The organism is Pseudomonas sp. IT-P258, assembly GCF_949767825.1.
Lineage (GTDB): Bacteria > Pseudomonadota > Gammaproteobacteria > Pseudomonadales > Pseudomonadaceae > Aquipseudomonas > Aquipseudomonas monachiensis.
Genome location: NZ_CATKPU010000054.1, coordinates 109,221 through 129,872 on the forward strand (window position 1 = coordinate 109,221; position 20,652 = coordinate 129,872).

Annotated in this window: 25 protein-coding genes; 8 read left to right on the top strand and 17 right to left on the bottom strand. The window is 59.8% G+C overall.

The window, feature by feature from the left end:
- The first annotated feature begins 43 nt into the window (after positions 1 to 43).
- Complete coding sequence (locus ACM6G4_RS19110; protein WP_056724473.1) at positions 44 to 709, top strand: TetR/AcrR family transcriptional regulator; 666 nt, start codon at positions 44 to 46, stop codon at positions 707 to 709.
- A gap of 25 nt (positions 710 to 734) precedes the next feature.
- On the opposite strand, the gene ACM6G4_RS19115 is transcribed toward ACM6G4_RS19110, so the two are convergent.
- The 9 genes from ACM6G4_RS19115 to ACM6G4_RS19155 all read right to left on the bottom strand — a co-directional run bounded on the left by ACM6G4_RS19115 (position 735) and on the right by ACM6G4_RS19155 (position 9,250).
- Positions 735 to 1,019, bottom strand: coding sequence for a hypothetical protein (locus tag ACM6G4_RS19115; RefSeq protein ID WP_056724474.1), 285 nt, complete (start codon positions 1,017 to 1,019; stop codon positions 735 to 737).
- A 205-nt stretch (positions 1,020 to 1,224) separates the two neighbouring features.
- A complete protein-coding gene (locus ACM6G4_RS19120; protein ID WP_056724476.1) occupies positions 1,225 to 1,455 on the bottom strand; it encodes a hypothetical protein in 231 nt (76 codons plus the stop codon).
- A gap of 129 nt (positions 1,456 to 1,584) precedes the next feature.
- The gene (locus ACM6G4_RS19125) at positions 1,585 to 1,806 is read right to left on the bottom strand and encodes a hypothetical protein (RefSeq protein ID WP_056724478.1); all 222 of its coding nucleotides are present in this window, start codon (positions 1,804 to 1,806) and stop codon (positions 1,585 to 1,587) included.
- 72 nt (positions 1,807 to 1,878) lie between these two features.
- The gene (locus ACM6G4_RS19130; protein ID WP_414914351.1) at positions 1,879 to 2,904 is read right to left on the bottom strand and encodes a DNA topoisomerase IB; all 1,026 of its coding nucleotides are present in this window, start codon (positions 2,902 to 2,904) and stop codon (positions 1,879 to 1,881) included.
- Between the two features lie 75 nt (positions 2,905 to 2,979).
- A complete protein-coding gene (modC, locus tag ACM6G4_RS19135) occupies positions 2,980 to 4,059 on the bottom strand; it encodes a molybdenum ABC transporter ATP-binding protein (protein WP_414914352.1) in 1,080 nt (359 codons plus the stop codon).
- A 3-nt stretch (positions 4,060 to 4,062) separates the two neighbouring features.
- Positions 4,063 to 4,743, bottom strand: a complete 681-nt coding sequence (gene modB, locus ACM6G4_RS19140) for a molybdate ABC transporter permease subunit (protein ID WP_414914353.1) — start codon at positions 4,741 to 4,743, stop codon at positions 4,063 to 4,065.
- The gene (gene modA, locus ACM6G4_RS19145; RefSeq protein WP_414914354.1) at positions 4,744 to 5,511 is read right to left on the bottom strand and encodes a molybdate ABC transporter substrate-binding protein; all 768 of its coding nucleotides are present in this window, start codon (positions 5,509 to 5,511) and stop codon (positions 4,744 to 4,746) included. It lies immediately after the preceding gene.
- A gap of 122 nt (positions 5,512 to 5,633) precedes the next feature.
- The gene (locus tag ACM6G4_RS19150; protein WP_056724485.1) at positions 5,634 to 6,701 is read right to left on the bottom strand and encodes an NAD(P)H-dependent flavin oxidoreductase; all 1,068 of its coding nucleotides are present in this window, start codon (positions 6,699 to 6,701) and stop codon (positions 5,634 to 5,636) included.
- Between the two features lie 101 nt (positions 6,702 to 6,802).
- Positions 6,803 to 9,250, bottom strand: a complete 2,448-nt coding sequence (locus ACM6G4_RS19155) for an autotransporter (protein WP_414914355.1) — start codon at positions 9,248 to 9,250, stop codon at positions 6,803 to 6,805.
- A 178-nt stretch (positions 9,251 to 9,428) separates the two neighbouring features.
- Here ACM6G4_RS19155 and ACM6G4_RS19160 point away from each other — a divergent pair, with 178 nt between their 5' ends.
- Positions 9,429 to 10,412, top strand: a complete 984-nt coding sequence (locus ACM6G4_RS19160) for an MDR family oxidoreductase (protein ID WP_414914356.1) — start codon at positions 9,429 to 9,431, stop codon at positions 10,410 to 10,412.
- On the opposite strand, the gene ada is transcribed toward ACM6G4_RS19160, so the two are convergent.
- The 5 genes from ada to ACM6G4_RS19185 form a co-directional block, all read right to left on the bottom strand.
- Complete coding sequence (ada, locus tag ACM6G4_RS19165; RefSeq protein WP_414914357.1) at positions 10,413 to 11,477, bottom strand: bifunctional DNA-binding transcriptional regulator/O6-methylguanine-DNA methyltransferase Ada; 1,065 nt, start codon at positions 11,475 to 11,477, stop codon at positions 10,413 to 10,415.
- An 87-nt stretch (positions 11,478 to 11,564) separates the two neighbouring features.
- Entirely contained in the window at positions 11,565 to 12,245 is a 681-nt protein-coding gene (alkB, locus tag ACM6G4_RS19170) for a DNA oxidative demethylase AlkB (protein WP_414914358.1), read from the bottom strand.
- On the bottom strand, positions 12,235 to 12,939 hold the full coding sequence (locus ACM6G4_RS19175; protein ID WP_414914359.1) for a 2OG-Fe(II) oxygenase: 705 nt from the start codon (positions 12,937 to 12,939) through the stop codon (positions 12,235 to 12,237). The genes alkB and ACM6G4_RS19175 overlap by 11 nt, the downstream gene beginning before the upstream one ends.
- A 117-nt stretch (positions 12,940 to 13,056) precedes the next feature.
- Positions 13,057 to 13,224, bottom strand: coding sequence for a hypothetical protein (locus ACM6G4_RS19180; RefSeq protein WP_177336470.1), 168 nt, complete (start codon positions 13,222 to 13,224; stop codon positions 13,057 to 13,059).
- A gap of 37 nt (positions 13,225 to 13,261) precedes the next feature.
- Positions 13,262 to 13,564 (bottom strand): DUF1883 domain-containing protein, encoded by a 303-nt coding sequence (locus ACM6G4_RS19185; RefSeq protein ID WP_007912251.1) that lies wholly within the window; start codon positions 13,562 to 13,564, stop codon positions 13,262 to 13,264.
- Here ACM6G4_RS19185 and ACM6G4_RS19190 point away from each other — a divergent pair.
- The 3 genes from ACM6G4_RS19190 (at position 13,563) to ACM6G4_RS19200 (ending at position 14,425) form a co-directional block, all read left to right on the top strand.
- Positions 13,563 to 13,769 (top strand): hypothetical protein, encoded by a 207-nt coding sequence (locus tag ACM6G4_RS19190; protein ID WP_414914360.1) that lies wholly within the window; start codon positions 13,563 to 13,565, stop codon positions 13,767 to 13,769. The two genes, ACM6G4_RS19185 and ACM6G4_RS19190, sit on opposite strands and share 2 nt — an antisense overlap.
- The gene (locus tag ACM6G4_RS19195) at positions 13,766 to 14,122 is read left to right on the top strand and encodes a hypothetical protein (RefSeq protein ID WP_056724495.1); all 357 of its coding nucleotides are present in this window, start codon (positions 13,766 to 13,768) and stop codon (positions 14,120 to 14,122) included. Before ACM6G4_RS19190 ends, ACM6G4_RS19195 begins: the two co-directional genes overlap by 4 nt.
- A gap of 72 nt (positions 14,123 to 14,194) precedes the next feature.
- The gene (locus tag ACM6G4_RS19200) at positions 14,195 to 14,425 is read left to right on the top strand and encodes a hypothetical protein (RefSeq protein WP_056724496.1); all 231 of its coding nucleotides are present in this window, start codon (positions 14,195 to 14,197) and stop codon (positions 14,423 to 14,425) included.
- An 11-nt stretch (positions 14,426 to 14,436) separates the two neighbouring features.
- On the opposite strand, the gene ACM6G4_RS19205 is transcribed toward ACM6G4_RS19200, so the two are convergent.
- Positions 14,437 to 14,718, bottom strand: coding sequence for a hypothetical protein (locus tag ACM6G4_RS19205; protein WP_046038393.1), 282 nt, complete (start codon positions 14,716 to 14,718; stop codon positions 14,437 to 14,439).
- Between the two features lie 138 nt (positions 14,719 to 14,856).
- Complete coding sequence (locus ACM6G4_RS19210; protein ID WP_056724498.1) at positions 14,857 to 15,045, bottom strand: hypothetical protein; 189 nt, start codon at positions 15,043 to 15,045, stop codon at positions 14,857 to 14,859.
- A 289-nt stretch (positions 15,046 to 15,334) separates the two neighbouring features.
- On the opposite strand from ACM6G4_RS19210, the gene galU reads away from it, so the two are divergent.
- The 3 genes from galU to gorA all read left to right on the top strand — a co-directional run bounded on the left by galU (position 15,335) and on the right by gorA (position 19,491).
- A complete protein-coding gene (galU, locus tag ACM6G4_RS19215; RefSeq protein ID WP_056724500.1) occupies positions 15,335 to 16,174 on the top strand; it encodes a UTP--glucose-1-phosphate uridylyltransferase GalU in 840 nt (279 codons plus the stop codon).
- Between the two features lie 336 nt (positions 16,175 to 16,510).
- A complete protein-coding gene (locus tag ACM6G4_RS19220; protein WP_414914361.1) occupies positions 16,511 to 18,025 on the top strand; it encodes an MFS transporter in 1,515 nt (504 codons plus the stop codon).
- A 107-nt stretch (positions 18,026 to 18,132) separates the two neighbouring features.
- Positions 18,133 to 19,491 carry a glutathione-disulfide reductase gene (gene gorA, locus ACM6G4_RS19225; protein ID WP_414914362.1) on the top strand — a complete coding sequence of 453 codons (1,359 nt, stop codon included), beginning with the start codon at positions 18,133 to 18,135 and terminating at the stop codon, positions 19,489 to 19,491.
- On the opposite strand, the gene ACM6G4_RS19230 is transcribed toward gorA, so the two are convergent.
- Positions 19,488 to 20,498, bottom strand: a complete 1,011-nt coding sequence (locus tag ACM6G4_RS19230) for a DNA-binding protein (RefSeq protein WP_414914363.1) — start codon at positions 20,496 to 20,498, stop codon at positions 19,488 to 19,490. The genes gorA and ACM6G4_RS19230 overlap by 4 nt on opposite strands.
- Positions 20,499 to 20,652 lie beyond the last annotated feature (154 nt).

Consider the following 20,652-nt stretch of genomic DNA (forward strand, 5'->3'; position numbering starts at 1 on the left):
GCTAAGGTGAGCACATGTCACGTTTTTGATCGGGAATTCACTCGTGCGCAAAAAGCCCTCTGAAAACCTCGAACAGCCTGCTGCAGAAGCGGTTCGACGCAACCCCACGCAACAGCGCAGCCGCGATCGTCAGGAGCGGATTCTGGCCATGGCCACTCAATTGATCGCGGACAAGGGCAGCGACCAACTCAAGATGAGTGAAATCGCCGAGCGCTCCGAGATCTCGATCGGTTCCCTTTATCAATATTTTCCCGACAAGAGTTCCGTGATCCGCACGCTGGCCGAACGCTATAACGCTGAGAGCCGCCGTTGCATTGCAGAGGCAATGGCGGCCGTCGAGGACGCCCAGGGTTTGCAGGCCGCCTATTCGCAGTTGCTCGATCTGTATTACGAGATCGTGATGGCGACACCGGTGATGCGTGACATCTGGTCCGGCATGCAGGCCGACAAGCAGTTATTGCAGCTGGAGTTGAAGGAGAGTCGGGTTGCCGGAGCGCTGCTGTCCCAAGCGATGCTTCGCGTGTATCCCGACTGTGACGAACAACAGGTCGAGGAGTCCGCGTTTTTGATCTGGCACTTGGGCGAGGCAACCATGCGCTTGGCTGTCACTTGTGCACCCGATGAGGGACGAGCACTGGTCGAGGCGTTCAAGCGTATGTCCCTGCGCGAGATCATGGAGCCCGCGCGCAGGAACATCGATTCACCGTAAAAGCCTGGCGGTCGGTTCAGTTTCCCTAAACGAAGGGTTGACCGCCAAAACCGCGGGGCAGTCGTTGCAGGCCGGCCATCGCGGTCAGTCGCTCGGTCCAGGCTGAACGCCAGTCATTGGCGGTGTGCATGGCTTTGGCTTTGCGTGCTGCGCGGCGGGCAGCGTTGCGTTCAGCCTTGCGGGCCTCTTTGTAGGCGTCGGTGTTTCGGCAGCTTCGGCATTTAACCCGATTGAGTTCGCGGGTCGATACGAGGTTGCTGCCGTGGTGACCGCAGGCCAGGTGCCCGCTGACTTTGAAATGAGTGACCATTGGAACGTCTCCTTCGTGACGTGTGAGCGGTTGACTCCACGTGAGCGGGGACGTTCGATTGGTTTTGCGCAACAAAAATCCCGACACCAGGCCGGGTTGTGAGAAAAGCTGGAAATCCGGCAGGCAGCCAAAGATTCGCAGACGCACGGTCAACGATCATGCTGCCCGAATCGGGCCTGTCCTCGCGCTGCGAATCCGTGACGGATCATCTGAACCGTGGCAGAGGCGGGTCGACAGGCTTGAGAGACGACAGCGTGTGCCGGATCAGCGGCGTGTCCTTTTCGATGTCGTTCAGGCGATCACGAATTCTGAGGGCGGTAGGGTGTCCGCCTTGATGATCGACCCAGTCGGCGATTTCCTTGCAGGCGGCGGCCAGGCGGGCCTGACGGGAGTCCAGCAAGGTGAGCAGGGTGGTGATGGACTCTTTTTCGGACATGGGAGACACCTCCGTTCAAGAAACCTGTGTGTGGCAGCAAAAAGCCCGCCGGGAGCGAGCTTTCTGCCGAAAGGGTTACTGATCCTTCAGCCATTTCAGTATAGACCCGTTAAAAAAGGGTGACACCCCTCAACTTTGTCGGGCTGTCACTTGTGATTTAGCGTTCAACTGACGGCAAACACGCGCGGCGTCCTCTTCAACCTCGTAGCCATCTCCGATGAAGCCTTGGGTGCGGGTATCGGCGATGCGGTACCAAACCGCGGCATCCGGTGGCAGGTGGTCATTTTCACCGGCACGGCGGCCATGGATGATGATCTTGTTGCAACGCTTCACGACGAAAATGTCTTCCATGGCGTCTCCGCGGCGGATTCGTGTTCAGTTCAACTATAGAAGTCATTGCTGATCGTGCAAAAAATAGGCAGGTCAATTCGTCGGTTCAGGCGCTGCCAGCGTTCTCTCCAGAAAATTCGCCAGCCCGACTTCCGCGGCCGAGAGCCCCTTGCGCGCTCTCGGCCTGGGCAGTTGCGCCAAAGCCCCTAGAAGGAAACCATCTAGCACCGCCGGGTGGATATAGCACTTGCGGCACACCGTCGGGGTATTGCCCAGTTGCCTGGCAACGTCCTTGACCATCTCCACCAGGTGCCGTCGGGCGTCCATTTCAGGCTCCCAGCGACGCTTGCGCAGTATTGCCAGGGCCAGAACACTGCCGGCCCAGGTGCGGTAGTCCTTGGCGGTGAAATCGGCGCCGCTGAGCCTTTGCAAATAGCTGTTGATGTCGGATGAACTGACGGTGTGCCGGTCACCGTTTTCATCCAGATACTGAAACAGGTTCTGCCCGGGTATTTCCTGGCAGCGCCTGATGATCCGGGCCAGGCGCCGGTCTTTCACGGTGATCTGGTGTTCGACGCCACTTTTGCCGCGGAACTGGAACAGAATGGCACTGCCGTTGATCTCTACATGGCGGCTGCGCAGGGTCGTCAGGCCATAGGAGCGGTTGTCCCGGGCGTATTGGCTGTTACCGATGCGGATCAGCGTCGAGTCGAGCAGGGTAATGACAGTGGCCATGACTTTGTCGCGACTGAATCCCGGTTCCGTTAGCACGGCTTGCAATCGTTGGCGCAGTTTCGGCAGGGCCAGTCCGAATTCACGCAGGCGCAAATACTTGTCGGCGTCACGCACCTCTCGCCAGCGGGGGTGATAACGGTACTGCTTGCGACCCCGGGCATCGCGCCCGGTGGCCTGCAGATGCCCGCGTGGATCGGCGCAGATCCACACCTCGGTATAGGCGGGCGGCACCGCGAGGGAGTTGAGGCGCTTGATTGCGTCGGGGTCGGTGATGCGCTGGCCGGCCGGGTCGAAATAGGCGAATTTTCCGCGCAGTTTCCTGCGGGTAATGCCCGGCTGAGTGTCATCGACATAATGCAGGTCAGGTGGCAGTCCATCGGGCATGACAAGCGTCCTGGGCAAGGAGTCACGGAGCATTACAGCCATTGACCTCGCCCCGGTGCAGTCGTGCCTTCGGAGTTACGCCAGCACCGCGACCGCTTTTATTTGTGCCCAGAGTGGCTGGCCAGGATGAATGTTCAGTTGGTCACGGGAATAACGCGTGATCCGCGCAAGCAGCGGCGTGCCGGCGGCATCCAGGCGAACCAGCACGTGGGCGGCGTTGTCGGCGTTCATTTCACTGACCACGGTGACCGGCAGGCGATTGAGAATGCTGCTATGCCCGACATTGTCCAGGCTCAGGCTCACATCCCGCGCCTGGACCTTGCAGCGCAGCGCCTGGCCCACGTCCATTGGCGTATGCGGCACACGAATGTCGAGGGCGGTGTCGGGCAGTTGCAGGCTGAGCAATTGATAGCCGGCGTCATAGGCGCTGACGCGACCTTCGATCACCACACCGGCGTCATCCCCCATTGCCAACGGCAAGTCGAGGCGCGCCAGGGTCTGGCCGATCGGGCCGCTGGCCAGTGCCTTGCCGGTGCTGAGCAGCACGATATGGTCGGCCAGCCGCGCGACTTCATCCTGGGAATGGCTGACGTACAGCACCGGGATGTCGAGCTCGTCGTGCAGGCGTTGCAAGTAGGGCAGGATTTCACCTTTGCGTTGGGCATCCAGCGCCGCCAGGGGTTCGTCCATCAACAGCAGTTTCGGGCTGGTGAGCAAGGCGCGGGCGATGCCGACGCGCTGACGCTCGCCGCCCGAAAGGTGTTGCGGGTGCCGGTCCAGCAAATGACCGATGCCCAGCAATTCGGTGGCGTGGGCCATGTCGACCCGACGCTGTGGCTTGGGAATGCGCTTGAGGCCGAACTCGAGATTGGCCAGCACCGACAGATGGGGAAACAGGCTGGCTTCCTGGAACACGTAGCCCAGCGCGCGCTTGTGCGGCGCGACGAAGATCCGGTTGGCGCTATCTTGCCAGACTTCATTGTTGACCTGGATAAAGCCTTGATCGGCCCGCTCCAGGCCGGCGATGCAGCGTAGACAAGTGGTCTTGCCTGAACCGGAGTGGCCGTAAAGTGCCGTGACGCCACGGCCCGGCAGTTGCAGATCGACGTCCAGGGCGAATCCCGAATAACGCAGTTTCAGACGCATTTGAATCATCGATCAGCTCCAGCCCGCTTTGGTTTTACGGCTGGAATACAGCGCCAGCAGGACGACAAACGAGAACACCAGCATCGCCCCGGCCAGCCAATGGGCCTGGGCATACTCCATGGCTTCGACGTGGTCGTAGATCTGCACCGAGACCACGCGGGTCTTCTCGGGAATGTTGCCGCCGATCATCAGCACCACGCCAAACTCGCCGACGGTGTGGGCGAAACCGAGAATGGCCGCGGTAATGAAACCGGGGCGGGCCAGGGGCAGGGTCACGCTGAAAAAGCTGTCCCAGGGATTGGCCCGCAAGGTCGCGGCCACTTCGAGCGGGCGCGTGCCAATCGCGGAAAAAGCGTTTTGCAGCGGCTGGACCACAAATGGCATCGAATACAACACCGAACCGATGACCAGCCCCGCAAAACTGAACGTGAGGGTCCCAAGGCCCAGTGACTGGGTGAGCTGTCCAAGGAACCCGTGAGGGCCGAGAGCCAGCAACAGGTAAAAACCAATCACCGTCGGCGGCAGCACCAGGGGCAGGGCGACAATCGCCCCGACCGGGCCGCGCAACCAGGAGCGGGTGCGCGACAGCCATAACGCAATCGGAGTGCCGACAATCAGCAGGATGACGGTCGTCAGGGACGCCAGTTTCAGGGTCAGCCAGATGGCGGAAAGATCGCCACTCGATAGCGACATTTAGATTTCGTAACCGTAGGACTTGATGACAGCTGCCGCTTTCGGCCCCTTGAGGTAGTCAACCAGTGCCTTGGCGGCCGGGTTGTCCTTGCCCTTGTTGAGAATCACCGCATCCTGCTTGATCGGGTCGTGCAGGCTGGCGGGAACGATCCAGGCCGATCCGCTGGAGATCTTGCCGTCCTTGTAGATCTGCGACAAGGCGACAAAACCCAGCTCGGCGTTGCCGGTGGAAATGAACTGGTAGGCCTGGCTGATGTTCTGGCCTTCAACGATCTTGTCCTTGACCTTGTCGGTCAAGCCTTCTTTTGCCAGTACCTGGGTCGCCGCCAGGCCATAAGGCGCGGCTTTCGGGTTGGCGATGGACAGGTGTTGGTAGGCGTTCTTTTTCAGCACATCGCCCTTGGCATCGACGTAGCCTTCCTTGGCCGACCACAGCGCCAGGGTGCCGACCGCGTAGGTGAAGCGCGAGCCCTTGACGGAGTCGCCTTCGGCTTCAAGTTTTTTCGGGGTGCTGTCGTCTGCCGAGAGGAACACTTCGAACGGCGCACCGTTTTTGATCTGGGTGTAGAACTGGCCGGTGGCGCCAAAGGAGGCGACCAGTTTATGCCCGGTGTCTTTTTCGAAATCAGCGGCGATGGCCTGGATGGGCGCGGTGAAGTTGGAGGCGACCGCCACCTGGACTTCGTCCGCCTGGGCTGAGCCGAAGGCGAATGCGGCGAGAAGGCTCGCCAGGCAGGTCGGGGCAAAACGTGAGGCACGAATGAACATGAAACGGCTCCGTCAAAGGCAATTGCGGCAGGTTAATCGTTATGTACAAAAATATATAGCGAATTGCCTTTGAACGGAATGTGCTGGTGAAAAATTGTATACAATTTTAATGGAGCAGATGCTCAGAAGCGACCTGAGAGTCTCGCCAACCCTTCTTCAGCCAGCTTTCGAGTCAGTGCCTCGCTGGTCAAATCGACGCCGAGGGTAAATGCCTGACCGGCCCAGAGGTTGCTGAAATCCGCTTCACCTTTGGCCCGCAACGGCATCAGCGCGCCACCGGCAAGGGGGAAGGCCGGGGCCTTGGCGCTCATGGGGCCCAGTTCACGCATCACCCGATTGAGGATGCCCCGGGCCGGGCGACCGGTGAACACGTTGGTGACGGCTGTCTCGCTTTCCCTGGCGGTGCGCAACGCCTTGTGATGGGACGGGCTGACCTTGGCCTCTGGGGTGAACAGGTACGCCGTACCCACCTGCACCGCCGAAGCACCGAGCATGAAGGCAGCGGCGACGCCTCGGGCGTCAGCGATGCCGCCAGCGGCAATCACCGGCACTTTCACCGCATCGACGACTTGGGGCACCAGGGCGAAAGTCCCCACCTGACTGCTCAGGTCATCGCTGAGAAACATCCCGCGATGGCCCCCGGCCTCGTAGCCCATGGCAATGATTGCATCGCAACCGTGCTGCTCCAGCCACACGGCTTCTGCGACTGTGGTGGCTGAGGACAGCACCTTCGCACCCGTGGCCTTGACCCGGTCGAGCAGGGATTTTTCCGGCAAGCCAAAGTGAAAGCTCACCACTTGCGGGCGAAACGCTTCGACCACTTCGCAGGCCGCGTTATCGAACGGTGCCCGGTTGGACACCGGCGTCGGTGCATCGAAGTCGGCGCCGAGTTCCTGGTAGTAGGGTTGCAGCAGGTTTTTCCAGTCCTGTGCGCGTTGCTCATCCGCAGCAGGCGGCTGATGACAGAAGAAGTTGACGTTGATCGGGCGTCGGGTGTGTTGGCGGATGGTTTTGAGCTCTTCGCGCAGTTGATCGGTGCTGAGCATCGCCGCCGGCATCGAGCCCAGGCCGCCGGCATTGCAGGTGGCGATCACCATGGACGAGTTTGTGGCACCGGCCATCGGCCCCTGGATGATCGGCAGTTCGATCCCGAGCAGGTCAAGGATGCGGGTATCTGGCCATTGGTTCATGTGCTGTGTTCTCCGACGTTGAATCCGGGCAGGGGCGGTAGAACAGGATTTGTAACGCAACGACTGGCGCAAGGCCAGTCGTCTTTTCAGCGGGTAAGGCGTTAGCGTCGGTGGAAGCCGCCACCGCCGAAGGAGTGATACATGAACCGGGACGAGTCGTGATAACTGTTGAAGCGATCATTGCCGAAGGAGCGCGCATCGTACTCCCGGTTGAGATTCTGGACCTGAGCCGTGTTGGCCGAATCGAGACGGGTTGCTCCGCCCTGGACCATCGATTGCCAGCCGCTATCGGTCCTTTTGTAAACGTTGCCATCACGGCCGGCGTACACGTTGTCGCCGACATGCGCCATGCCGCCGTCGCGATCATGGATACCGCCGTACTGGGTGGTGTTGCCGGTATTGGGGTTGTAGATGGCCCCGCGATTGGCGGTGACCTGGGTGCCGGTGCGAACGTTGCCGGCGGTCACATGCTGGCCGGCGATGGCTCCGCCGTCCGGGCCGACGGCCATACCGCTGCGGCCCGCGGCATAGTTGCCGTTGTAAACGTTGTGTACCGCGCCGCGCTGGCCTGCCGCGGCGATGCCGGTACGCGAGTTGTAGGAGGCGCCAACCTGGCCGGCCCAGCGATTGCCGGTCCAGGCGTTGTAGCCGCCGCCGTAGCGGCTGACCGAAGCGCGGTCGCCCCATTGGCGGTAGATGTTGCCGGTCGTGCCGGCCCAGCCACCGGGGCCCCAGGCAACGGCGCCACCGTGATAGCCGTAAGCGGCACCGCCCCAAGGCATTGGCGCCGGGTACAGATGCGGCCCCCAGGCGTAACCCCAACCGTAATTGCCCCACCATGGATAGGCGCCCCAGCCCCAACCCACGGCGGCCGTGCTGCCGCCCCAACTCCAGCCGAAACCGAAGCCAAACGTCCAGCCCGTCCAGGGTGTGTAGCGAATCGCCACGCCAAAGCCATAGGTCACCGGTGGGCCGTACCAGACACTGCCCACCCACGGCGTATAGGGATAACCGGTGCCATACACCACCACACCGCTGTCAGGGTCCAGCGTCGAACCCTGGTAACCCGGCGTGTAACCGACGACGACCGTATCGCCACTGGCTTCGTAGACTTTCACGTAAGTGACGTAGTGCATTGGTGAGCTGGGCGGGATCGAATAGATCACCGCCGGTACCGAAGAGGCGACCGTCCAGGGGCCTTGCACCGAGGTGGCCACGAACCAGATGCCGTTCTCCACCGCGTACCAGCTTTGTGCATCGACCATGATGATCGGCATCGGGCTGTTGACCACGTATTGCAGGGGCGTGCCCTTGATGGCCTTGAGTTGCGGCTCGCCGTCAAAGGTTGGCTTGGTCATTTTGACCTGGCTTTTCTTGATCGCCGAGGTCTGTGGAATGGTCGCTGCAATCGCCGCTTCCTTGGCCTGCGGTGTTCCGGCCACCGAGGCCTTTACGTTCTCCTTGGGGCTGTCATCGGGAATGTTGGCGAAGTCCGCCGGCAACTGGTCTGCGCCTACAAAGGTCCAGGGGCCTTTCATGTCACTGGCACGGAACCAGCGACCCGAGATCAGCACGTAGCTGTCCTGGTCACCGATCTCCTTGAAAATATGCCCGGTGGTGTTGGTCACATACAGCAGTGTGGTGTTCTGGATCGGCTGCCATTGCGGCGCGCCGTCAGTGACGATCAACTCGGTCGGCACCGTGGCGATATGGATCTGCGGAATCGGCGGCTTGGCCAGCGTCGGTATCTTCTCCTTCGGATCGCTCTGGCCTGTCAGCAGGTCTACCTGTCGGCCCTGGATCGCAGCTTTCTTGGCCTTCTCCAGCTCGGCGGAGGGCGAGGGCAGTGGCGCATATTGTCCATCCAGATTGTCCGCTACCATCCAGCCATCGAACACGTGCAGGTAATGCTTGCCCTGTGCATCCTTGAGCAGCAACGGCCGGGTGTTGATCACTCGCTGCAGCGAGGTGCCATCAACGGGGCGATAGGCGGGTTCGCCATCGATGTACACCAGCAGCGCGGGCACCTCGGAGGAAATAATGGTCGGCGGGGTATTTTCCAGCGGCTCGCTGTTGGACTTCTGTTCGGCGGCGATGACACCGAGCGCGGCTTCGAGTTGGTCCAGGGAAATGGTTTTCGTGCGGTTCCCGGCGTCTTGCTTCACCGCGGCGACCCAGCTGTCAGCCTTGGTTGCGCTATCGGGGAAATCGGCCTTGGTGATGGTGTACTGATCGAGCGCCACCCAGCGCGTGGCCTTGTCGACCAGGGTGTGGGCGCTGAACTGCACGATGCCATAGGTGGCCTTGCCATCGGTGCTCGTGGCCTCCACTGCAGCCCGCGCGTGCAGGGTGTAACCGTCCCAGCTGTCCAGTTGCGGTTGGTAGATGGTCAATTTGGTGTCGCCGGCCGCCAGCACCTGTGGCCAGCTAGGGGCTGTCGGCGCCAGATTCCCGGGAGTTTGGGCGGGTGGCTCTGGTGTGGCCTGGACGCCGCTGAGCGGAATCATGCAGAGCATCAGTAAAACGGTGAGTAAACGCAGTTGAGGCATTGTCAGCTCCATCGACAAGACAGTTTGTTGCGGCACTTCAGGGTTGCGAAAAGCATAGCTGCCGTTAATCAAAACGCCCGGCGGTTTGCCTGATTGGCTTAAAGTCGGGTACGGCAATCCATTGCCATGTGTTATTTGAAATGCTCCACCAACCGACTGATTCCATTGAGAGGCCGTAATGTTCAAAGGTGTTTTGATCGACAAAGACGACAGCGGTTATCGGGCCACACTGCAAGAGATCCAGGACGATCAACTGCCCGAGGGCGACGTCACGGTGCGTGTTGCCTACAGCACGTTGAACTTCAAGGATGGCCTGGCGATCACCGGCAGCAGTCCGGTGGTGCGCAAATTCCCGATGGTGCCGGGCATCGACCTGGCCGGTGTCGTCGAAGCCAGCGGGCATCCGGACTACAAGGTTGGTGACCCGGTCCTGCTCAATGGCTGGGGTGTGGGCGAAGGGCATTGGGGGGGATTGGCGCAGAAAGCGCGCCTCAACGGTGACTGGCTGATCCCGCTACCCAAGGCGTTTACCGCGGCCCAGGCGATGGCCATCGGTACGGCGGGCTACACGGCCATGCTGTGCATCATGGCGCTTGAGCACAACGGCGTGACGCCCGAACAGGGCGAAGTTCTGGTGACCGGCGCCAACGGCGGCGTCGGCAGTTTCGCCATCGCCTTACTCAGCAGGCTCGGCTACCGGGTGGTCGCGTCCACCGGACGGACCTCGGAGCACGACTACCTGAAGCAACTGGGGGCCAGCGAAATCATCGATCGCGCCACCTTGTCCGAACCGGGCAAACCGTTGGCAAAGGAGCGCTGGGTGGCCGTGATCGACTCGGTCGGCAGCCACACCCTGGCCAACGCATGCGCCAGCACCAAGGCCAATGGCACCGTCGCGGCCTGCGGCCTGGCTCAGGGCATGGACTTTCCGGCATCCGTTGCGCCGTTCATCTTGCGCGGCGTGACCCTGGCCGGCATCAACAGCGTGACCCAGCCCAAAGCCAAGCGTGTGGCAGCCTGGAATCGCCTGGCCCGGGATCTGGACTTCAACCTGTTGCCGCTGATCAGTCACGAAATCGGCTTGAGCGAAGCCATTGAAGCCGCGCCACGCTTGCTGGCCGGGCAGTTGCGCGGGCGCGTGGTGGTGGATGTGAATCGTTGATCACTGCAACTCGCGCTCCAGCAACTGCCGTTTGCGCTCGACACCCCAGCGATAGCCCGACAGATTGCCATCGCTGCGCACCACGCGATGGCAAGGGATCGCCACCGCCAGGTTGTTTGCACCGCAGGCCTGGGCCACGGCGCGAACGGCTTTTGGTTGACCGATACGCTGGGCGACATCGGCGTAGCTGGCAGTGCTGCCCACGGGAATCTCCCGCAGCGCTTGCCAGACACGCTCCTGAAACGCCGTGCCGCGTACGTCCAGCGGCAAATCAAGGCCAATGGCCGGCGCCTCGATAAAGCCGACGACCCTGGCAATCAATTGCTCGAACTCATGATCGGCACCAATCAGATTGGCGCGGCGGAATTTGTCTTGCAGATCGCAGACCAGTTGATGCGGATCATCGCCCAGCAGGATCGCGCACACCCCGCGCTCACTCTGTGCCACCAGAATCGCGCCCAGCGAACACTGGCCGACAGCAAAACGAATGTCGTTGTTTTGACCGGCGGCGCGGTAGTCCCCGGGTTTCATTCCCAGCAACTGGTCTGCCGCTTCATAAAACCGGCTGTTGGAGTTGAAGCCGGCGTCATACAGGGCATCGGTCACCGAGCCGCCGTGCGCCAGGCGCTCGCGTACCTTGCGTGAACGATGGGCATCGGCGTAGCCCTTGGGCGTCAGGCCGGTGACGGCTTTGAATACGCGATGGAAGTGAAAGCTGCTCAGGCCCGCCGCCTCGGCCAATTCGCCCAGGGCAGGCAGCGTTTGCGCGCTTTCGATCTGGCGGCAAGCGGCGGCCACGGTGGCGGCATGTTGCGCGGCGAGTTCGCTCTGATCCTTCGTCGCGCGCTTGCTCTGACGATAACCCGCGGCCCGGGCCTGTTCGGCGCTGTCGAAGAATTCGACATTGTGGGGCTTGGGCAAGCGCGCGTGGCTGCTGGGATTGCAGTAGACGCCCGTGGTCTTCACGGCATAGACAAACTGCCCGTCAGCCTTGGGGTCGCGGGCGACCACGGCGGCCCAGCGCGGATCGTTTTCGATGGTGATCTTGGTCGATTGGGTTGTCATGGCGTCACGTCCATTGAGGGGTTGCCTGCACATTAACCATGGGGCAATTCCCACACACTCCGGCGCTTGCGGTCAAATTCGAAGTCTTTATCCGGCGGTACGGAAGGTGAAGTTGATACGTTGCTCGCCCAGTTTCGGATGATGGCCGTCCTTGATCGGCAGCACACCGTGATAACGCAGGCGATCCACGCCACCCCAGACCACGATGTCACCGTGGAGCAGGGGAACGCGCTGACTTTTGTCGCCACGTGCAAAGCCGCCGAACAGGAACATCGCCGGCAAGCCCAGGGATACCGATACGATGGGGGCGGCCCAGGAATGTTCGTCCTTGTCCTGATGCAATGACATTTTTGCCCCGGGGATGTATCGGTTGATCAGGCAGGAATCCGGTGCAAAATCGGCGAAACCCGCTGCCTGCGCCGCCGCTTGCGCCAGTTGGAAAAACACTTCAGGCATCATTGGCCAGGGCCGACCGGTCTGTGGATCGTCGCGGGTATACCGATAACCGCTGCGGTCAGTGGTCCAGCCGAATGTGCCACAACTGCTCAGGGCGACCGACATGGTGAAACCGCCGGGTGTGATCATTTGCCGAAACGGTGCGGCCGCCAGCACTGCTTCCAGGGCCGGCAGCAAACGCTCCAGCCAAGGTAGGGCGAAGCCTCTGAGCACGTAGGATTGTTCGCCGATCTGCTCGCGCCTGGGCTGTTGCTCGGGCTCCGCATCGGCAAACAGATCGAAAGTCAGCGGGTTCATAGGCTCATGACGCATCGTGAAAGATGATTCCAAGGGTATGCCGTTTGCCGCTGTGCAGGCGACTCACGCCGTGACGCAAGGTCACGCGGTAGTAACCGCGAGTCCCTTTGACCGGCCTTTGATTGACCGCAAAGATCACCCCGTCACCTTGCTTCAGGCCGATGACCATGGGGCGCGACTGCATTCGCGGGCGCTGTTCAGTCAGGACAAACTCGCCGCCGGTGAAGTCTTGATCCGGGTCTGACAGCAGGATCGCCACTTGCAGCGGGAAAACATGCTCACCGTATAGATCCTGATGCAAACAGTTGTAGTCCTGCGGCCCGTATTGCAGCAACAAGGGTGTCGGACGGTTCTGACCAGCGGCATGGCAGCGATCGAGGAAGGCTGGATGGGTTTCAGGAAAACGCTGCGGCAAGCCCATTTGTTCATGCCAGCGATTGGCGATGGGCACCAGTCGCGGGTAGAGCGCGGTGCGCAGGCGAGCCACCAGATCCGGCAACGGGTAGTTGAAATACTTGTACTCGCCTTGGCCGAACCCGTGGCGAGCCATCACTACATGGGAGCGAAACAGTTCGGTTCGAGGGTATAACGTGCTGACTTGCCCGCAAGCCTTGTGGCTCAGCAGTGACGGGATGACGGCATAACCGTCCCGATCAAGTTGCTGCTCCAGCCGGGGCCAGTCCAGCCGGTCCAGATATTGCTCGCTCATTGCCGGGCCTCTTGTCGTTGAGGTGGCCAGTCTGCAAGGCAAGGATGAAACTGGCACTCCGGTGCTTGCGGTCGAACTGCGAGGGGGAGGCGACGTCCATTGTCGCTCCGGACCGCTTTACAGCGCTTTGCTGACGCTGATGTCGCTGATGACGTCGCCCTGCCCATGAATGGCATCCAGCGCTGCCTTGGCCTCTTCCGGGGTGCCTTTTTCAAGCTGGGCAAACTCGAAGCGGCGCTCACCGTTGAGTTTGTATTTGATGACGTACTTGGTCGTTTGGGCCACGGTTGTATCTGCCTGTCTTGTGTTTCGGGTTCGCCGATCAGCTCAGTTTCGTGCTGGAGCGGCGAATGATTTTGATCGAGTGCGTCAGGGTGGGTTTACGCGTCACGCTGATAGCGCGGCGGTTGACGGTGTCGATCGTGATGTTCCAGAAGCCGGTGCTAGGGGCCGTGATGCGGGCCGGAAACGTGTCGAATGCACCACCGTGATAGGTGTGACGGCCGCCATTCTTGAAGCTGCGGAAGTTGGCGTCGTTCATCAAGCGGATGTTGCACATTTGGGAGCATTGAATGACGACGATGTCGTCTTCATTGAGGTGCTCGCGCTGATGGATAAATTTCATGAGGCGCCTCCAGAAGGGCTTTTTCTACAAAATCAAAACGATAGCATGGGCGATTGGCGCAGTTTATCAGCCCGAACGCCTTATTATCCCGCCGCCAGGACAATTAAAAACGCTTATTTCACATTTGATGAGCGATAAAGCAGTTTGTCTCGGAGAAAAATCGCAGTTGCGCTGTCCGACGGTCTTTATCGGAGGTTTAGTATGAAGTGGGGTTTGTGGTTGTTGCCGATGGCACTGACGATCAGTGGTTGCGCGAACGTCTCGGACATCAACGAGTCCTTGCCGACGATGAACGTGATTTCCGGCAAGAAGCCCCATGAATACGCGCAATGCCTGAGCGAAAAACTGGCCGATAGCCGTGGCGCCTTGCAGATCCAGCCATACAAGGATGGCTTGCGCGTGATCGTGCCGCTCAAGTTTTCCGCGGGGCCGTCGGCCGTGTTTGACATTGAAGAACGCTCTGGCGGCAGCAGTATCAAGCTGCACGAGAGCATGTCCAATGTCCCGGTGCGGCCAAAGGACGTACAGAATGCTGCCAACGAGTGCATTTCCGGCTGATAGACTGTCGACCATCAGCACCGATGCCGCCCAAGCCCTGCTTTGGCGGCATCGTTATTTCTGGAGTCGAATATGAAACGAGAGCAGGTCCGGGAGCGCCACGCAGAGGGTTTGATCTCTGCCACCCATGTGATTCAGAACCCGGCGGAGCTGGGGGAATGGATCGTGTTTTTCAAGAAAAGTGCCGGGCGCAGCTATTTCCTGGTGGATGACAATGATGAAGTCGAGTCCTTCAGCCGCCTGGATGATCTGATCGAGACCGTGCGCGGGCTTGGAATCAAATTCGCCGAAATCCACATGTAGGGCGCGGCGCCTTACTTGCAGATCACCACGACGTTGCGGCTCTTGTAGTTGCCGACGTCGGCGCCAAGGGTCTTTTCGCTCTCCTTGAGCGCGGGGGTGCCATCGGTCCCGACGATCTTGTAGCCGGTGCCCGCGCAGGACGCATCGGCCTTTTCGTAGCACGCAGCCCAGGAGTTGGCTTCCCCGGAGCAGTCGATCGATAGACCTTGCTCTCCATTGGCCAGGTAGGTCTGTTCCGACGTTGCGCAGCCGCTCAGGGCCAATACCGTCAGCAAAGGCAAAATTTTATTCATGGCTTGATCATCGTCAGGGGGGGTGGGCTATGGCTGAGACAGCGCCGGTATCAAAAGGTTATAGCCAAGGGCCACTTCTTTTTCATTATTCATAAAAAAGCCCTGCGCCATGGCAGGGCCTTTCGCAACGGGCGTCGATCAGCTCTTGTCCTTGGCGCGTCGCTTGGGTTCCGGGTGCTCCAGCTCCAGCACCGAGGCCACTTCGATTGCCAGGGCTTCGGAAGGGAAAGGCCCGGCGATATTTTCACCGGCGACACTGGCCACCCACCATTGGCCGTCCTTCTCCTGATTGATCAGAAATCCGTTGACGCTTTTTACTGCCGACATCTACTTGCCTCGTTGTCTGGTTCAATCGCGCCATGATACCGCCAAACGCACCCAAGGGGTGCCGATGGGCGTATGGTGATGGGTTCCGGGCGGTAGAAACCGTGCATTTGCGCAAGTCTCTGCTATGCATAAGAGGCTGCGCAGCGACCTGCGCACCCTCGCAGGGAACTATCGGCAAGAATATTTCTCTATGTTGGCATCGGTTAGCCAGCGCGGGGGCATTGTAAGGTGCACGCCGCCTGATTAGACTGCGCCGAAACTCGTACACACAGCCCTTTCAAGGACTTATATGATCAAGAAATGCTTGTTCCCAGCAGCCGGTTACGGTACTCGCTTCCTGCCAGCGACTAAAGCCATGCCCAAAGAAATGCTGCCGGTGGTGAACAAGCCACTGATCCAGTACGGCGTCGAAGAAGCACTGGATGCCGGCTTGACCGAAATCTCCATCGTCACCGGTCGCGGCAAGCGCGCCCTGGAAGACCACTTCGACATCAGCTACGAGCTGGAAAACCAGATCAAGGGCACCGACAAGGAGAAATACCTGGTCGGCATCCGCAAGCTGCTCGACGAGTGCTCGTTCTCCTACACCCGCCAGACCGAAATGAAAGGCCTGGGCCACGCGATCCTGACCGGCCGCCCACTGATCGGCGACGAACCGTTCGCCGTGGTACTGGCGGACGACTTGTGCGTCAATCTCGAAGGCGACGGCGTACTGACCCAGATGGTCAAGCTGTACAAGCAGTTCCGCTGCTCGATCGTGGCCATCCAGGAAGTCGATCCGTCAGAGACCAACAAGTACGGCGTAATCGCCGGCGAGATGATCCGCGACGACATCTACCGCGTACACAGCATGGTTGAAAAACCAAAGCCGGAAGACGCACCGTCGAACCTGGCCATCATCGGCCGCTACATCCTGACCCCGGACATCTTCGACCTGATCGAACAGACCGAGCCAGGCAAGGGCGGTGAAATCCAGATCACCGACGCCCTGATGAAACAGGCCCAGAACGGCTGCGTGATGGCCTACAAGTTCAAGGGCAAGCGTTTCGACTGCGGCGGCGCCGAAGGCTACATCGACGCGACCAACTTCTGCTTCGAGAACTTCTACAAGACGGGCAAGGCGTACTGATCGCCTGAGTTGCTCGTGTTGGAAATCGAACTTCGTTCTGTGTAAAAACACAGGTGAGGGATCAAGCAAACGCCCCGACTTCGTTCGGGGCGTTTGCTTTTTTTGCGGACTCAGTTACGCAGGAGAGCGAAAGGTAGGTATCGCCTGACAGCCATCGGTAGGACTTGCGAAAGAAAATCCTGATTTGTTAATTGCCGGCGAAAACAATGATTGTTGCAGCTAAAAACCGCTGTATTAAATGAAGTGTTCAAGAGCCGGTTTGCCCGACGTGACTGATGTCACGCCAAGGGCGCGCTTAAAGTCGCTGGGGTTTTATGAGGAGATGGAGTTTCGTGAATGGCGTTAACAGGAAGCGTGACCCTAAAACGGTGGTTGGCTTTAAGCGTTCTGATGCTGCCTGTACTACTGGTAACAATTGACAATACGGTGCTTGGATTCGCGTTGCCAAAGATTGCCGAGGTCCTGCGTCCGAGTGCTAGTCAGCAGCTGTGGATGATCGATGCTTATTCGCTGGTATTGGCGGGGTTGCTGGTGTCGATGGGCAGTCTGGGCGATCGAGTCGGTCATCGTAAGTTGTTGCTGGTCGGGTCCTTGGGTTTTGCGATTGTGTCGGTGCTAACCGCGTATTCCGATACCGCCCTGCAACTGATTGCCGGGCGAGCTTGTATGGGCGTTTTCGGTGCAATGCTGATGCCCTCGACATTGGCGTTGATACGTTCGGTGTTCGAGGACCGAGAAGAACGCAGGTTGGCAGTCGCGATCTGGGCAACGACATTGACAGTAGGTTCGGCACTCGGTCCTTTGGTGGGCGGTGTATTGCTGGAGTTCTTCAGTTGGGGGGCGATTTTCCTGTTGGCGGTGCCCGTGTTGGTGCCACTGCTGATATTGGGCCCAATGTTGTTGCCCGAATCCGAGCGAGATGCTTCAGGGCCGCTGGATCCGCTTAGCATCCTGCAATCGATGGTTGCCCTTGGTGCCATCGTTTATGGCATTAAACACAGCGCCAGTAATGGTATCGACTGGATGACGCTGACAGCGTTTGCAGTAGGCGCAGTTGCGGGCTGGATGTTTGTGCGTCGACAGTTACGTCTGCCAGTGCCGCTGATGGACCTGACTCTGTTCCGCAGTGGCACCTTTAGCGGCTCTGTCGCGATCAATTTGATGAGTCTCGCGTTTCTCGTCGGCTTCGTATTCTTTACCACTCAGTTCCTGCAGATCGTTCTTCAGATGTCGCCCTTGAGTGCTAGTCTCGCGTTGATTCCTGGTCAGGTCATGGCGATTGTAGTGGGGATGGCGGTCGTGCCTGTCGCACAGCGATTACAGGTGCATGTGCTGATACCGATTTTGATGGCGTTTGCTGGAGCGGCGTTTTTGCTGGTCGCCAGCATGGGCAGTAGCCTGACCGTTCTAGTGGTGGCTTTTGCCTTGCTGAACATTGGTGTGGGCGCGATCGCGACGGTGTCCAATGATGTGATTTTGTCAGCCGCACCACCGGCAAAGGCGGGCGCCGCGTCTGCCATTAGCGAAACGGCCTATGAAGTGGGTGTAGTTTTGGGGACGACAGTGCTCGGCGGAGTCGTCACCGCCTACTATCGTGGTGCATTGCAGCTTCCGGGGTTCCTGAGCGAAGTGCAGATGATGCTGGCGAGTGAGACGCTGTCTGGCGCCTATCATGTGGCGGCAGACTTGTCGGGTGATCAAGCAAGGGAATTGATGGCGCAGGCGGGAAGGGCATTCGAAGGTGGAATCGGTTTGGTTTCGTGGGTGACGTTCGGCTTGGCACTCATGGCGATTTTGATTGCTTGGCGCACTCTGCGGACATCGAAAACGCAATCTGCAGAGGAGCATTGATCGAAAACGAAGATTGGGCCGCGCATCGCACGGCCCGAGCATTTCAGCACAATGCTTGCTCAGCGGCCGTCCGCAGGTATGCTGTTGGCCTGCCGAGGAGATTGAAAATGGCCTACGATTTTGACCTTTATGTGATTGGTGCCGGTTCCGGTGGTGTGCGGGCTGCGCGGTTTGCCGCCGGGTTCGGCGCGAAAGTGGCCGTGGCCGAAAGCCGCTACCTGGGTGGGACCTGTGTGAACGTCGGCTGCGTGCCGAAAAAATTGCTGGTCTACGGTGCGCATTTCGCCGAAGACTTCGAGCAGGCTTCCGGTTTTGGCTGGAGCCTGGATGAAGCGCAGTTCGACTGGCCGACGTTGATCGCCAACAAGGACCGCGAGATCAATCGCCTCAATGGCATTTATCGTAACCTGCTGGTCAACAGCGGCGTGACCCTGCATGAAGGTCACGCGAAGATCGTCGACCCGCATCAGGTCGAGATCAATGGCGAGCGCTTCAGCGCCAAAAACATCCTGATCGCTACCGGTGGCTGGCCGCAGATTCCGGAGATTGCCGGGCACGAGCATGCCATCAGTTCCAATCAGGCGTTCTTCCTCAAAGAGCTGCCCAAGCGTGTGTTGGTGGTGGGCGGTGGCTACATTGCGGTCGAGTTCGCCGGGATCTTCCACGGCTTGGGCGCCAAGACCACGCTGCTGTATCGTGGCGAATTGTTCCTGCGCGGCTTCGACGGTTCCGTGCGCAAGCATTTGCAGGAAGAGTTGACCAAGCGCGGCATGGACCTGCAGTTCAATGCGGACATCGAGCGCATCGACAAGCAGGCCGATGGCAGCCTGAAGGTCACGCTCAAGGATGGTCGCCAGCTGGAAGCCGATTGCGTGTTCTACGCCACGGGGCGTCGTCCGATGCTGGACAATCTGGGCCTGGAAAACACCGGGGTCAAACTCGACAGCAAAGGCTTTGTCGAGGTCGATGAGCTGTATCAGACCGCCGAGCCGTCGATCCTGGCGCTGGGCGATGTGATCGGCCGTGTTCAGCTGACACCGGTGGCCCTGGCTGAAGGCATGGCGGTGGCGCGACGCCTGTTCAAGCCAGAGCAATATCGTCCGGTGGATTACAAGATGATCCCGACGGCGGTGTTCAGCCTGCCGAACATCGGCACTGTCGGTTTGACTGAAGAAGAGGCTCGCGAAGCCGGCCACGAGGTGCAAATCTTCGAAAGCCGCTTCCGGCCGATGAAGCTGACCCTGACCGAATGCCAGGAGCGCACGCTGATGAAGCTGGTGGTGGACGCCGGGACCGACAAGGTCCTGGGATGCCACATGGTCGGCCCGGAAGCTGGTGAAATCGTCCAGGGCCTGGCGATTGCCTTGAAGGCTGGCGCCACCAAGCGCGACTTCGACGAAACCATCGGGGTGCACCCGACGGCCGCCGAAGAGTTCGTCACCATGCGTACACCGGTCGCCGGTTAAGCGTCCTTCGCGGCGTCTGCCGCTGCCGCCAGGGTCGCGGCCAGACGTACGCGTTCTTCCAGATCCGCCCGGGTCTTGGCCAGATCCATTTCCAGTGACCTGTTGAGCTGCGACTGCTCATCGACGTTCTGTTTGAGTGCCTGGCTTTCCAGCAGAGCGACGCGCAGGCGTTCCTGGAGGAGGGTGCGCTCGCCGTCGACGCGGGTGGCCTGTTCCAGTAACTGATCCTGGCGGGTATTGCTTTGCTTGAGCTGTTCTTGCAGCAGACTCAGCTCGCGCAGGGTGCCGCGGTTTTCAGTCAGCAAGCGTTCGTTGTCGCGGTGCAACTGGGTGATTTCATCCTGGCGTACCAGCGCGCTTTGTTGTGCCTGGCGCAGTTCCATCTGCAGCTGTTGCACCTGGCCTTCGTGGCGACTCATTTCCTGTTCGCGTTGTTCCTTGACCGCATTGCGGTAGTGCTCCAGGGCATCGCGAGTGTGCAGGTGTTTTTCTTCAAGGGAGCGGATCTGCTCGTCCTTGTCCTTCAAGCGCAGTTCGAAATCGGCCAGTGCCTGGTTCATCCCGGCATTGCGGGTCTGCTCCGTTTGCAACAAGGCGCGGGTTTCTTGCAGGGCCTCGGATTCCTGGGTCAGCGCCAGGCTTTGAAATTCGTATTGCTGGTGCAGTTCGTTGTTGGCCTCTTGCGCTTCGCCGAGCTGGTTATCCAGCGCCTTGCGTTGTTCCTCGTACTGCGTGCGCGCCTGGTCGATGGGCTCTTGCGCCTGCTCCTTGAGTCTTTGTGCGAGCCGCGCCACCAGCGTCATCAGTTCGTCGTCGATCGGTTCTGTCGGCGCTTCGACGGGTTCGACCCTGTCATCGAGCTCCTTGAGGTAGCGATGAATCGTGGTTTTCGAGCCGGTATTGCCCATCTCGATCCGTACGGCATCGATGCTGGGGTTTTCGCCGCGGGCGAGGATCGCCAACCGAGCGGCTTGAACCACCGCTTTATTTACACCGCCGCGTGCCATGAGATCTCCCGGGTTTTGATGATGTGGTACGTACCACGTAAATACACATTGTACCATTCAATTCATAAAGTTAAATGCTGAATGAAACTGACACGGGATATACTGGTATTACCCCGTGTGATACACCCAATACCGGTTTTTGACCCGTCAAAGC